The organism is Pantoea sp. DY-17 (genome assembly GCF_019795975.1).
GTDB classification, from domain to species: domain Bacteria; phylum Pseudomonadota; class Gammaproteobacteria; order Enterobacterales; family Enterobacteriaceae; genus Pantoea; species Pantoea leporis.
This window is the reverse complement of record NZ_JAIMIG010000003.1, coordinates 175,804-188,539: the sequence shown is the minus strand read 5'-3', so window position 1 is coordinate 188,539 and position 12,736 is coordinate 175,804. Positions and strand designations below refer to the sequence as shown.

The window sequence follows — 12,736 nt, the reverse complement described above, 5'->3', positions numbered from 1 at the left end:
CGGCATTTTCAGGCATAAAATCCAGCGGCACTGGTGTGGCAAAATATTGACGGTATAGTAATTCAATCTTTACATAAGTTGTTTTGCCTCTGGATACCGCTGGATTATGGATACGCACGCAACGCGCCGACTCAACGGGCAGGATTACAAAACCCTGTCGCTGGCCGCCCTTGGTGGGGCGCTGGAATTCTACGACTTCATTATCTTCGTCTTCTTTGCCGCCGTGATTGGCGAACTGTTCTTCCCGCCTGACATTCCTGAATGGTTGCGTCAGGTGCAGACTTTCGCCATCTTTGCTGCGGGTTATCTGGCGCGTCCGTTAGGCGGCATTATCATGGCGCACTTTGGTGACAAAGTGGGGCGTAAGAAGATGTTCAGCCTCAGTATTCTGCTGATGGCGCTGCCGACGTTAGCGATGGGCGCATTGCCCACTTATGCCAGCATTGGCATCGCTGCGCCGTTATTGATGCTGCTAATGCGCGTGCTGCAAGGCGCGGCTATCGGCGGTGAAGTGCCTGGCGCGTGGGTGTTTGTCGCCGAACATGTGCCTGAAAAACGCATTGGTTTTGCCTGCGGCACGCTGACCGCAGGCTTAACCGCAGGGATTCTGCTCGGTTCGCTGGTGGCAACGGTGCTGAACACCACGCTGTCACCGGCTGCGATGCGCGATCATGGCTGGCGCATTCCTTTCTTCCTCGGCGGTGTGTTTGGCTTGCTGGCGATGTATCTGCGTCGCTGGCTGCATGAAACCCCGGTGTTCCAGCAGATGCAGCAGCGTAAAGCGCTGGCAGAAAAAATGCCGCTGCAAACCATTTTTGCCAGCCATAAGCGCGGCATCGTAATTTCGATGCTGCTCACCTGGCTTCTGTCGGCCTGCATTGTGGTGGTGATTTTGATGGCGCCGACGCTGATGCAAAAACAGCATGGCATTCCCGCCGCGCTCAGTCTGCAGGCCAACAGCTTCGCCACCATTATGCTGCTGCTGGGTTGTGTTATCGCCGGATGGCTGGTGGATCGCTTCGGCGCGGCGCGTTCGCTGATGGTCGGTTCAATACTGCTGGCGATCGGCAGCTGGAACTTCTTCCATCAGTTAAGTAGCACGCCGGAAATGCTGTTTGTTTGGTACGGTTTAGCGGGCCTGAGCGTGGGGGTCGTCGGTGTAGTGCCGTTTGTGATGGTGCGCGCATTCCCGGCGGCGGTGCGCTTTACCGGCATCTCATTCTCGTACAATGTTGCTTACGCGATTTTCGGTGGTCTGACGCCGATTAGCGTAACGCTGATGATGAGCCTGACGCCAATGGCGCCTGCCTGGTATGTGCTGGCGCTGGCGATAATTGGCTTTATGGTGGGAATCTGGCTGTGGCGCGATAGCCGTCAGCAGTATGCGCAGTTAGATATGTCGCTGCACTCGTCATAATGCAAAAAGCGGAGCCAAACAGCTCCGCTATTCATTTGTCACTCGCCAATCGGCAATACCGTACGACCAAACTTCTCGTTCAGCACTTCGCCCATCGCCAGATAGAACGCACTCGAACCGCAAATAATGCCAATCCAGCCGGCAACGCGCAGCAACCCCGCGTTATCGGTCAGGTGGCCGATAGCCAGCAGCGCAAACAGCAGCGTCAGGCTGGCGAAGATGAACTGCAGCATTTTCGGTGACTTCAGCGTGCCGAAAAATAGGAATGCAGTGAACACGCCCCACAGCGCGAGATACGCGCCAAGGAAGTGGCCGTCGGCCGCCTCTGCCAGCCCCAGTTTTGGCAGCAGTAGAATCGCCACCAACGTTAACCAGAAGCTGCCGTAAGAGGTAAAGGCGGTCAGCCCGAAGGTGTTGCCTTTCTTATACTCCAGCAGCCCGGCAAAAATTTGCGCGATGCCACCGTAGAAAATCCCCATCGCCAGGATGATCACATCCATCGCAAACAGGCCGGTGTTGTGTAAGTTGAGCAGGATGGTGGTCATACCGAATCCCATCAGGCCCAACGGGGCGGGATTCGCCAGCGTGGTATTGCTCATAATTCCTCAGAAGCAGCGTTGAAGATGTTGTTCGTGTTTTACACCCGCGCAAACCGCTGGGGGCGCGAGGCGCTGCATAATAAGCGGCCTCTTTTTGCCCAACTTTGATCTGAATCGACGAGAGAATGAAATTTTTTTTAGTTTTAACCCTTGATGCGCATCGAACCGGCCCCATTTACTTGTCATCGAGCGTTGTGAGGCAGCAAAAAAAGCCTGCTTCAGCAGTTGAAAGTGGTCAGTTTGACCGCATCTCTGTTTCACAACCCAAATTGGCAAAGAATTTAAGTAGGAGACGTTTAGATGGGCAAGATTATTGGTATTGACTTGGGTACAACCAACTCATGTGTTGCAGTTATGGATGGTGGTAAAGCACGCGTACTGGAAAACGCCGAAGGCGATCGCACCACGCCGTCGATCATTGCGTATGCACAGGATGGCGAAACTCTGGTGGGTCAACCGGCTAAACGTCAGTCTGTGACCAACCCGCAGAACACCCTGTTTGCGATCAAGCGCCTGATTGGCCGTCGCTTCCAGGACGAAGAAGTACAGCGTGATATTAAAATTATGCCGTACAAAATCATCGGCGCAGATAACGGCGACGCATGGCTGGACGTAAAAGGCCAGAAAATGGCACCGCCGCAGATCTCGGCTGAAGTGCTGAAAAAGATGAAGAAAACCGCGGAAGATTTCCTCGGTGAAGCCGTCACTGAAGCGGTTATTACCGTTCCAGCTTACTTCAACGATGCGCAGCGTCAGGCGACCAAAGACGCCGGCCGTATCGCGGGTCTGGAAGTAAAACGTATCATCAACGAACCAACCGCAGCTGCACTGGCTTACGGCCTGGATAAAGGTCAGGGCAACCGCACCATCGCGGTATACGACCTGGGCGGCGGTACTTTCGATATCTCAATCATTGAGATCGATGACGTTGATGGCGAGAAAACCTTTGAAGTTCTGGCAACCAACGGTGATACCCACCTTGGTGGTGAAGACTTCGATAGCCGTCTGATTAACTATCTGGTGGCTGAATTTAAGAAAGATCAGGGCATCGATCTGCACAACGATCCGCTGGCCATGCAGCGTCTGAAAGAAGCGGCAGAGAAAGCCAAGATCGAGCTGTCTTCAGCACAGCAGACCGACGTTAACCTGCCGTACATCACGGCGGATGCGACCGGTCCTAAGCACCTGAACATCAAAGTAACACGTGCGAAACTGGAATCACTGGTTGAAGACCTTGTTTCTCGCTCTATCGAGCCGTTGAAAGTGGCTCTGCAGGATGCAGGTTTGTCTGTTTCAGACATCAACGACGTGATCCTGGTGGGCGGTCAAACGCGTATGCCAATGGTTCAGGCGAAAGTGACTGAGTTCTTTGGTAAAGAGCCACGTAAAGATGTGAACCCGGATGAAGCGGTAGCCGTGGGTGCTGCGGTTCAGGGCGGCGTGTTAGCGGGTGAAGTGAAAGACGTTCTGCTGCTGGACGTGACTCCGCTGTCGCTGGGTATCGAAACCATGGGCGGCGTGATGACTTCGCTGATTAGCAAGAACACCACCATCCCAACCAAGCACAGCCAGGTGTTCTCTACCGCTGAAGATAACCAGTCTGCCGTGACGATTCACGTGCTGCAGGGTGAGCGTAAGCGTTCAGGTGATAACAAATCCCTGGGCCAGTTCAACCTCGACGGTATCCAGGCTGCACCGCGCGGTATGCCGCAGATCGAAGTCACCTTCGATATCGATGCGGATGGTATCCTGCACGTGTCTGCGAAAGACAAAAACAGCGGTAAAGAGCAGAAGATCACCATCAAGGCTTCTTCTGGTCTGAATGAAGAAGAGATCGAAAAAATGGTGCGTGACGCGGAAGCGAACGCGGAGTCTGACCGCAAGTTCGAAGAGCTGGTTCAGACCCGTAACCAGGGCGATCAGATTTCGCACAGCACCCGTAAGCAGCTGGACGAAGCGGGCGACAAACTGTCTGCTGACGACAAAGCGCCAATCGAAGCTGCGTTGACCGAGCTGAACACCGCGCTGAAAGGCGAAGACAAAGCAGAAATCGAAGCCAAAATGCAGGCATTGATGGAAGTGTCCAGCAAACTGATGGAGCTGGCACAGCAGCAGGGTCAGGCAGCTGATGCAGGCGATGCTTCTGCACAGAAAGAAGACGACGTTGTCGACGCTGAGTTCGAAGAAGTTAAAGACAAAAAATAATTGCCCCTGACCGGGCGCGACGGCTGGCCTGACAGCCGTTGAAACCAGCACGGGCGTAGGAGATCTCTCCACGCCCGTGCGATCATGTTAAGGGCAGAACAAATATGGCTAAGAGTGATTTATACGAGATCTTAGGCGTCTCTAAATCCGCAGATGAGCGTGAAATCAAAAAGGCTTATAAGCGCCTCGCGATGAAATACCATCCGGACCGTAATCCGGACAATAAAGAAGCCGAAGCGAAGTTTAAAGAAATTAAGGAAGCCTACGAAATTCTGACCGACGCACAGAAGCGTGCGGCCTACGACCAATATGGTCACGCAGCCTTTGAACAAGGCGGCATGGGCGGCGGTGGTGGCTTCGGCGGCGGCGGTGCTGACTTCAGCGATATCTTTGGCGACGTATTTGGCGATATTTTTGGTGGTGGCCGCCGTCAGCGTGCCGCTCGTGGCGCCGATTTACGCTACAACATGGAGCTAACGCTGGAAGAAGCGGTACGCGGCGTGACCAAAGAGATCCGCATTCCAACACTGGAAGAGTGCGATGTCTGCCACGGCAGCGGCGCGAAAGCGGGGACCAAACCGCAGACCTGTCATACCTGTCATGGTGCAGGCCAGGTGCAGATGCGTCAGGGCTTCTTCACCGTGCAGCAGGCGTGTCCGACCTGTCACGGTCGCGGTTCAGTGATCAAAGATCCGTGCAATGCTTGTCATGGTCACGGTCGCGTTGAGCGCAGTAAAACCCTGTCGGTGAAAATTCCAGCAGGCGTGGATACCGGTGATCGCATTCGTCTGACCGGCGAAGGTGAAGCGGGCGAACAGGGCGCACCAGCGGGCGATCTGTACGTTCAGGTTTCGGTGAAAAAGCACCCGATCTTCGAGCGTGAAGATAACAACCTGTATTGCGAAGTGCCGATTAACTTCGCGATGGCAGCATTGGGCGGCGAGATTGAAGTGCCGACGCTTGATGGCCGTGTGAACCTGAAAGTGCCTTCTGAGACGCAAACCGGTAAGCTGTTCCGCATGCGCGGTAAAGGCGTGAAATCGGTGCGTGGCGGGGCGGTAGGCGATTTGCTGTGTCGTGTGGTGGTGGAAACGCCAGTTAGCCTCAATGACAAACAGAAAGCGTTACTGCGTGAACTGGAAGAGAGTTTTGGCGGCCCGAGCGGCGAGAAAAACAGCCCGCGCTCTAAAAGCTTCCTCGATGGCGTGAAGAAGTTTTTTGACGATTTAACACGTTAATCCCGTCTGGCATGCTTAATAAAGCGGAGAGGAAACTCTCCGCTTTTTTTATGTTTTCCCGCCAACGCGTCGCTCCTGATATAAGCTCAATCTGCCTGGCGTGAGATAAAAGCAGAAACCTTCTCATAATGCATCGGTATTATCGAGTCGTTAACGAGAAATAAGCTGCTTTTAACGAGGTGTTTGAGTCGCTACACTTCACAGCCTAAATGTCTCTACTCAGGAGGAGTTGTGAACAAACCCCGTTCTCTTCGAAGCTTACTGAAAAGCTTTATTGCCAGTGATGCCAGCAACGGCATGGTGCTGATTCTGGCGGCCGTCGCGGCAATGATTTTGGCTAACAGCGCGGAAACCGCTCAAGCTTATCAATCGTTTCTCGCCGAACCGGTGCAGATTCGCTTCGGTGCATTAGACATCAGCAAAAACCTGCTGCTGTGGATCAACGATGCCATGATGGCGCTGTTTTTCCTGTTAATTGGTTTGGAAGTGAAACGTGAACTGATCACCGGTGAACTCGCCAGCCGCGATCGCGCCATTTTCCCGGTGATTGCGGCAATTGGCGGCATGGTTATGCCGGGACTGATTTTCCTGCTGCTCAATCATGGCGATCCTATTGCACGTAACGGCTGGGCAATTCCTACTGCTACTGATATCGCCTTTGCTTTGGGCGTGCTGGCACTGTTGGGCAGCCGCGTGCCAACCGCGCTGAAAGTGTTCCTGATGGCGCTGGCGATTATTGATGATCTCGGCGCTATCGTAATTATCGCGCTGTTCTACACCAGCGATCTATCCGTGCTGTCGCTGAGCGTAGCGGCAGGTGCGATTGTGCTGCTGGCGATTCTCAATCGTTGCGGCGTGCGTAACATTGCCATCTATATGTTGGTCGGCATTGTGCTGTGGACGGCGGTGCTCAAATCGGGTGTGCACGCAACGTTAGCGGGCGTGATTGTTGGCTTCTTCGTGCCGCTGGAAGAGAAGAACGGCCATTCTCCAGCCGAGCACCTGGCGCATGGTTTAATGCCGTGGGTAAACTGGCTGATTCTGCCGCTGTTCGCTTTTGCCAACGCCGGCATTTCGCTGAGCGGCATTACCTTTATGGATACGCTGTCGCCAGAGCCGCTGGGCATCATTCTCGGCTTGCTGATTGGTAAACCGTTGGGTATCACGCTGTTCTGCTGGCTGGCGGTGAAGTGGCGGCTGGCGGTGTTGCCGGCGGGCACCACGATACGCGATATCATGGCGATTGGTGTGCTGTGCGGTATCGGCTTCACCATGTCAATCTTTATCAGTTCGCTGGCGTTTGATGCCGCCCATGAGCAACTGGTGACCTTCTCCAAGCTAGGGATTCTCAGTGGCTCGCTGCTCTCAGCGGTGATTGGTTACACGCTGCTGCGCATCAAATTGCGTTAAAAGAGGAAGGGGGCGAAAGCCTCCTTTTTTTGCCGATGAATCAGCTCAACTTTAATCATCTCTACTATTTCTGGCAGGTGTGTAAAACCGGTTCGGTAGTGCGCGCGGCGGATGTGCTGTGCCTGGCGCCACAGACGGTCACTGGCCAGATTAAATCGCTGGAAGAGCAACTCGGCGGCGTGCTGTTTCGTCGTCAGGGGCGCGGTTTAGTGCCGACGGAGCTTGGTCAGCTGGTGTTCCGCTATGCCGACCGCATGTTCATGCTGAGCCAGGAGATGCTCGATATCGTTAACTACCGCAAAGAGTCGCATCTGCTGTTTGATGTTGGCGTAGCGGATGCCTTGTCTAAGCAACTGGTGAGCAAGGTGCTGCAGGCTGCGGTGGTGGCTGAAGAGGGAATCCATCTGCGCTGCTTTGAATCAACGCACGAGATGCTGCTGGAACAGTTAAGCCAGCACAAGCTGGATATGATTCTTTCCGATTGCCCAATTGATTCGACTCAGCAGGAAGGGCTGTTTTCGGTCAAGCTGGGCGAGTGTCCGATCAGCTTCTGGTGCAACACACCGTTACCGACGCTGCCGTTTCCTGCCAGCCTGGAAGAGCGGCGTTTGCTGATTCCGGGGCGTCGCTCGATGCTGGGTCGCAAACTGCTGAACTGGATTCACAGCCAGGGATTGCAGGTGGAGATTCTGGGCGAGTTTGATGATGCGGCATTAATGAAAGCTTTTGGTGCGCTTAACAACGCGATATTTGTGGCTCCGACGCTGTATGGCGACGAGATTTACCGGGATGACGCCATCAAAGAGATTGGGCGGTTGGATGCGGTGATGGAGGAGTATCACGTGATCTTTGCCGAACGGATGATTCAGCATCCGGCGGTACAGCGGATCTGCCATCGCGACTTTAGTGCGCTGTTTACCCCTGAATTGCAGGCATAAAAAAACCGGCTAAACGCCGGTTCTTTTTTACAAAGCGATTAACAGACGGGCGATTAAGCCAGTTTGTTGATCTGAGCAGTCAGGTTTGCTTTATGACGTGCAGCTTTGTTTTTGTGGATCAGACCTTTAGCAGCCTGACGGTCCACGAGTGGTTGCATTTCGTTGAATGCGTTCTGCGCAGCAGCTTTGTCGCCTGTTGCGATAGCCGCGTATACTTTCTTGATGAAAGTACGCATCATTGAACGGTTGCTTGCGTTATGCTTGCGACGTTTCTCAGATGTTACGGCGCGTTTCTTAGCTGATTTGATATTAGCCAAGGTCCAACTCCCAAATGTGATCTATATGGACAAATCAAAGGCCGAGGACTATGCCTTTTGCGCCTTCTTATGTCAATGGATTTGTGCAAATAAGCGTCGTTTTAAAAACAACACTCGATTACGTAATTGATGGCGCAGGATTCTACCAGCAACGCGGCGTTGAATACAGTATTTCGCAGCAAAAATCTTCAGATCCTTGCTAAGCAATTGCCCACGCGTGGAATAAGCCGCGCCAGAAGCAGGAAAGGCACGTATACGGGTTAACCTAAACGCCATTCAAGGGTATAATCCGCCGATTTCCACCGGTTTGAGTCAGCCATGAAGTTTATCCGCGGTATTTATAATCTGAAAGAGCAGCATCGCGGCTGCGTCCTGACCATTGGCAATTTCGACGGCGTACATCGCGGCCACCAGGCTTTGATGGCGCAGCTGATTGCCGAAGGACGAAAACGCAATCTGCCGGTGGTGGTGATGGTATTTGAGCCACAACCGCTTGAGCTGTTTGCCGGCGACAAAGCCCCGGCGCGCCTTACGCGTTTGCGTGAAAAGCTGAAGTACCTCGAACAAGCGGGTGTTGATGCCGTACTCTGCGTACGTTTTGATCGTCGCTTCGCTGCGCATTCGGCGCAGAGTTTTATTTCTGAATTGCTGGTAGACAAGCTCAACGTCAAGTTCCTGGCCGTCGGCGATGATTTCCGCTTCGGCGCTGGTCGCCAGGGGGATTTCCTGTTATTACAGAAAGCCGGTGCGGAGTATGGCTTTGAGGTTATCAGCACCCAGACTTATTGTGACAGCGGCAAGCGCATCAGCAGTACCGCCGTTCGTCAGGCGCTGGCGCAGGATGATTTTGCGCAAGCCGAAGCGCTGCTGGGCCATCCGTTCAGCATCTCAGGCCGCGTAGTGCACGGCGATGCACTCGGGCGCACTATCGGTTTCCCAACGGCTAATCTCCCTTTGCGTCGCACCGTTACGCCGGTTAAAGGCGTGTTTGCGGTGGCAGTGTTGGGCCTTGGCGATCAGCCGCTGCCCGGCGTGGCCAATATTGGTACGCGCCCAACGGTAAAAGGTTTACGTCAGCAGCTTGAAGTTCATCTGCTCGACACACATATGAATCTCTATGGGCGTCACATTGAAGTGGTGCTGAAACAGAAGATTCGCGATGAACAGCGTTTCGCTTCGCTGGACGCGCTGAAAGAACAAATTGCGAAAGATGTGGTGACAGCCCGCCAATTCTTTGGGCTAAAAACACCGGTTTAATGACCGAAATACGGAATCGAGAATCTGATGAGTGACTATAAATCTACCCTGAATTTGCCGGAAACGGGGTTCCCGATGCGTGGCGATCTGGCCAAGCGTGAACCGGGAATGCTGCAACGTTGGTATGATGACAACCTGTACGGCATCATCCGCGAAGCCAAAAAAGGGAAAAAAACCTTTATTTTGCACGATGGCCCTCCTTATGCGAACGGCAGCATTCATATTGGTCACTCAGTTAACAAGATTCTGAAAGACATTATCGTTAAGTCGAAAGGCATGGCGGGCTACGACTCGCCGTACGTTCCAGGTTGGGACTGCCACGGCTTGCCGATTGAGCACAAAGTTGAGCAGATGATTGGTAAGCCGGGCGAAAAAGTGAGCGCGGCTGAATTTCGTGCCGCTTGCCGCCAATATGCGGCAGAGCAGGTTGAAGGCCAGAAAAATGACTTCATCCGCCTCGGCGTGCTCGGTGACTGGGATCGTCCTTATCTGACGATGAATTTCCAGACCGAAGCCAACATCATCCGTGCGCTGGGTAAAATCATCGGCAACGGCCATCTGCACAAAGGCGCTAAGCCGGTGCACTGGTGCATGGATTGCCGTTCGGCGCTGGCTGAAGCGGAAGTGGAGTATTACGACAAAACTTCGCCATCCATCGATGTGATGTTCAATGCCGTGGATGCCGATGCGGTGCGCGCGAAGTTTGGCGTCGCTGCTTCAGAAGGCCCGGTTTCACTGGTGATCTGGACCACCACGCCGTGGACCATGCCAGCTAACCGCGGTATCTCGCTGCATCCAGAATTTGAATACCAGCTACTGCAGATCGACGGTCGCAGCCTGATTCTCGCCAAAGAGATGGTTGAGAGCGTGATGAAGCGCGCGGGTATCAGCGACTGGACCGTGCTGGGCGAATGCAACGGCGCGGCGCTGGAGCTGCAGCTGTTCCAGCATCCGTTCCTCGAGCAGATCCAATCGAAAGTGGTATTGGGTGATCACGTGACGCTGGAGGCCGGTACCGGTGCGGTACATACTGCGCCAGGCCACGGCCCGGATGACTATGTTATCGGTCAGAAATACGGTCTGGAAACCGCCAATCCAGTGGGGCCGGATGGCGCGTATCTGCCAGGCACCTACCCGACGCTGGATGGTGTAAACGTCTTTAAAGCCAACGACATGATCGTTGAGCTGCTGAAAGAGAAGGGCGCGCTGCTGCACGTTGAGAAACTGCTGCACAGCTACCCGCACTGCTGGCGTCATAAAACGCCAATCATCTTCCGTGCCACGCCACAATGGTTCATCAGCATGGATCAGAAAGGCCTGCGTGCGCAGTCGCTGAAAGAGATCAAAGGCGTGCAGTGGATCCCGGATTGGGGCCAGGCGCGTATCGAAGCGATGGTAGCGAACCGTCCGGACTGGTGTATCTCCCGTCAGCGTACGTGGGGCGTGCCGATGGCGCTGTTCGTGCATAAAGAGAGCGAGCAGCTGCATCCGGAGACTCTGGAGCTGATGGAGAAAGTCGCGAAACGGGTTGAGCAGGACGGCATCCAGGCGTGGTGGGATCTCGATCCGCGCGACCTGATGGGCGACGACGCTGACCACTACGTCAAAGTGCCAGACACCTTAGACGTCTGGTTCGACTCTGGATCTACCAGCTACTCAGTGGTGGATGCGCGTCCTGAATTCGGCGGCCATACGCCAGATATGTACCTGGAAGGTTCGGATCAGCATCGCGGCTGGTTCATGTCTTCACTGATGATCTCCACGGCGATGAAAGGCAAAGCGCCTTATCGTCAGGTACTGACGCACGGTTTCACCGTGGATGGTCAGGGCCGCAAGATGTCGAAATCGATCGGCAACACCGTGGCGCCGCAGGATGTGATGGATAAGCTGGGTGCGGACATTCTGCGTCTGTGGGTCGCTTCTACCGATTATTCCGGTGAGATGGCGGTTTCCGACGAAATCCTGAAGCGTGCCGCAGACAGCTATCGTCGTATCCGTAACACCGCGCGTTTCCTGCTGGCAAACCTTGCTGGCTTTAACCCGGCGACCGATTGCGTCAAGCCGGAAGAGATGGTGGTGGTGGATTGCTGGGCGGTTGGCCGTGCGCTGGCAGCGCAGCAGGATATCGTGCACTCCTACGAAAACTATGATTTCCACGAAGTGGTGCAGCGTCTGATGCACTTCTGCTCAATCGAAATGGGCTCGTTCTATCTCGATGTGATCAAAGATCGTCAGTACACCGCAAAAGGCGACAGCCTGGCGCGTCGCAGCTGCCAAACCGCGCTGTGGCACATTGTTGAAGCGCTGGTACGCTGGATGGCGCCAATCATGTCCTTCACCGCAGACGAAATCTGGGGCTACCTGCCGGGCGATCGCGCGAAGTACGTGTTCACCGAAGAGTGGTATCAGGATCTGTTTGGTCTGGCAGATAACGAAACGCTGAACGATGCCTATTGGGATGATGTGCTGAAAGTCCGCGGTGAAGTGAACAAGGTGATTGAGCAAGCGCGTAGCGACAAACGCATCGGCGGCGCACTGGAAGCGACGGTTACGCTGTATGCGGATGCCGAGCTGGCAGCCAAGCTGCAGGCGCTGGGTGATGAGCTGCGTTTCGTGCTGTTAACTTCAGGCGCGACCGTGGCGGATTACGCCACTGCCAGCGATGAAGCGCAGCAGAGCGAGCTGTTCAAAGGTCTGAAAATCGCGCTGCATAAAGCAGAAGGTGAGAAATGTCCGCGCTGCTGGCATTACACTACTGACGTTGGCCAGAACCCGGAGCATGCTGCGGTGTGTGGTCGTTGCTACACCAACGTCGCCGGCAATGGCGAACAGCGGAAATTTGCCTGATGAGTAAAGCGCTCTCTTCAACCGGTTTGCGCTGGCTTTGGCTGGTGCTGGTGGTGATTGCCATCGATTTTGGCAGCAAGATGTGGGTCATCAACAACATGATGCTGCATGAAACGCAGACGCTGATGCCGTTCCTGAACCTGTTCTACGCACATAATTATGGCGCGGCGTTCAGCTTCCTGGCCGACAAAGGCGGCTGGCAGCGCTGGTTCTTCGCCGGCATCGCCATTGCTATCGTGGTGGCGCTGTTGGTGATGATGTATCGCAACGCTGCCAGCAACAAATTAACCAATATTGCCTACGCGCTGATTATCGGCGGGGCGTTGGGTAACCTGTTTGACCGTTCGTATCACGGCTTTGTGGTCGATTTTATCGACTTCTATGTCGGTGACTGGCACTTCGCGACTTTTAACATCGCCGACTGTGCCATCTGCATCGGCGCGGCGCTGGTGGTGCTGGAAGGTTTTCTCAGCCCGAACGGCAAACCGGCTAAACAGAAAGGGTAACT

10 protein-coding genes are annotated in these 12,736 nt (G+C 54.4%); 8 read left to right on the top strand and 2 right to left on the bottom strand.

The genetic code is table 11. The features are described 5' to 3' along the window. Positions 1-106: 106 nt before the first annotated feature. Entirely contained in the window at positions 107-1,417 is a 1,311-nt protein-coding gene (locus K5Y33_RS15050; protein ID WP_137385130.1) for an MFS transporter, read from the top strand. 38 nt (positions 1,418-1,455) lie between these two features. On the opposite strand, the gene satP is transcribed toward K5Y33_RS15050, so the two are convergent. After that, positions 1,456-2,016: an acetate uptake transporter gene (gene satP / locus K5Y33_RS15045; protein ID WP_101762154.1), complete on the bottom strand. Its 561-nt coding sequence runs from the start codon at positions 2,014-2,016 to the stop codon at positions 1,456-1,458. A 300-nt stretch (positions 2,017-2,316) separates the two neighbouring features. On the opposite strand from satP, the gene dnaK reads away from it, so the two are divergent. The 4 genes from dnaK to nhaR all read left to right on the top strand — a co-directional run bounded on the left by dnaK (position 2,317) and on the right by nhaR (position 7,807). Beyond that, positions 2,317-4,221: a molecular chaperone DnaK gene (gene dnaK / locus K5Y33_RS15040; protein WP_101762153.1), complete on the top strand. Its 1,905-nt coding sequence runs from the start codon at positions 2,317-2,319 to the stop codon at positions 4,219-4,221. 104 nt (positions 4,222-4,325) lie between these two features. Next, positions 4,326-5,459, top strand: coding sequence for a molecular chaperone DnaJ (gene dnaJ, locus K5Y33_RS15035; protein ID WP_101762152.1), 1,134 nt, complete (start codon positions 4,326-4,328; stop codon positions 5,457-5,459). Between the two features lie 231 nt (positions 5,460-5,690). After that, complete coding sequence (gene nhaA / locus K5Y33_RS15030) at positions 5,691-6,869, top strand: Na+/H+ antiporter NhaA (RefSeq protein WP_210080887.1); 1,179 nt, start codon at positions 5,691-5,693, stop codon at positions 6,867-6,869. Between the two features lie 35 nt (positions 6,870-6,904). Then, a complete protein-coding gene (nhaR, locus tag K5Y33_RS15025; protein ID WP_101762150.1) occupies positions 6,905-7,807 on the top strand; it encodes a transcriptional activator NhaR in 903 nt (300 codons plus the stop codon). Between the two features lie 53 nt (positions 7,808-7,860). Here nhaR and rpsT read toward each other — a convergent pair whose 3' ends face one another. Continuing rightward, positions 7,861-8,124, bottom strand: coding sequence for a 30S ribosomal protein S20 (gene rpsT, locus K5Y33_RS15020; RefSeq protein WP_036619798.1), 264 nt, complete (start codon positions 8,122-8,124; stop codon positions 7,861-7,863). 318 nt (positions 8,125-8,442) lie between these two features. Here rpsT and ribF point away from each other — a divergent pair, with 318 nt between their 5' ends. From ribF to lspA, 3 genes are read left to right on the top strand one after another with little or no spacing between them, the layout of a single operon-like run. Next, entirely contained in the window at positions 8,443-9,381 is a 939-nt protein-coding gene (ribF, locus tag K5Y33_RS15015; protein WP_101762149.1) for a bifunctional riboflavin kinase/FAD synthetase, read from the top strand. A gap of 27 nt (positions 9,382-9,408) precedes the next feature. Next, on the top strand, positions 9,409-12,228 hold the full coding sequence (gene ileS, locus K5Y33_RS15010) for an isoleucine--tRNA ligase (RefSeq protein WP_222234416.1): 2,820 nt from the start codon (positions 9,409-9,411) through the stop codon (positions 12,226-12,228). Continuing rightward, entirely contained in the window at positions 12,228-12,734 is a 507-nt protein-coding gene (gene lspA / locus K5Y33_RS15005; RefSeq protein WP_222234414.1) for a signal peptidase II, read from the top strand. The genes ileS and lspA overlap by 1 nt, the downstream gene beginning before the upstream one ends. Positions 12,735-12,736 lie beyond the last annotated feature (2 nt).

Bases quoted from the DNA above. Each gene is read 5' to 3' on its own strand.
- K5Y33_RS15050 (WP_137385130.1), top strand. From the start codon at position 107: ATGGATACGCACGCAACGCGCCGACTCAACGGGCAGGATTACAAAACC.
- satP (WP_101762154.1), bottom strand. From the start codon at position 2,016: ATGAGCAATACCACGCTGGCGAATCCCGCCCCGTTGGGCCTGATGGGA.
- dnaK (WP_101762153.1), top strand. From the start codon at position 2,317: ATGGGCAAGATTATTGGTATTGACTTGGGTACAACCAACTCATGTGTT.
- dnaJ (WP_101762152.1), top strand. From the start codon at position 4,326: ATGGCTAAGAGTGATTTATACGAGATCTTAGGCGTCTCTAAATCCGCA.
- nhaR (WP_101762150.1), top strand. From the start codon at position 6,905: ATGAATCAGCTCAACTTTAATCATCTCTACTATTTCTGGCAGGTGTGT.
- ribF (WP_101762149.1), top strand. From the start codon at position 8,443: ATGAAGTTTATCCGCGGTATTTATAATCTGAAAGAGCAGCATCGCGGC.
- ileS (WP_222234416.1), top strand. From the start codon at position 9,409: ATGAGTGACTATAAATCTACCCTGAATTTGCCGGAAACGGGGTTCCCG.
- lspA (WP_222234414.1), top strand. From the start codon at position 12,228: ATGAGTAAAGCGCTCTCTTCAACCGGTTTGCGCTGGCTTTGGCTGGTG.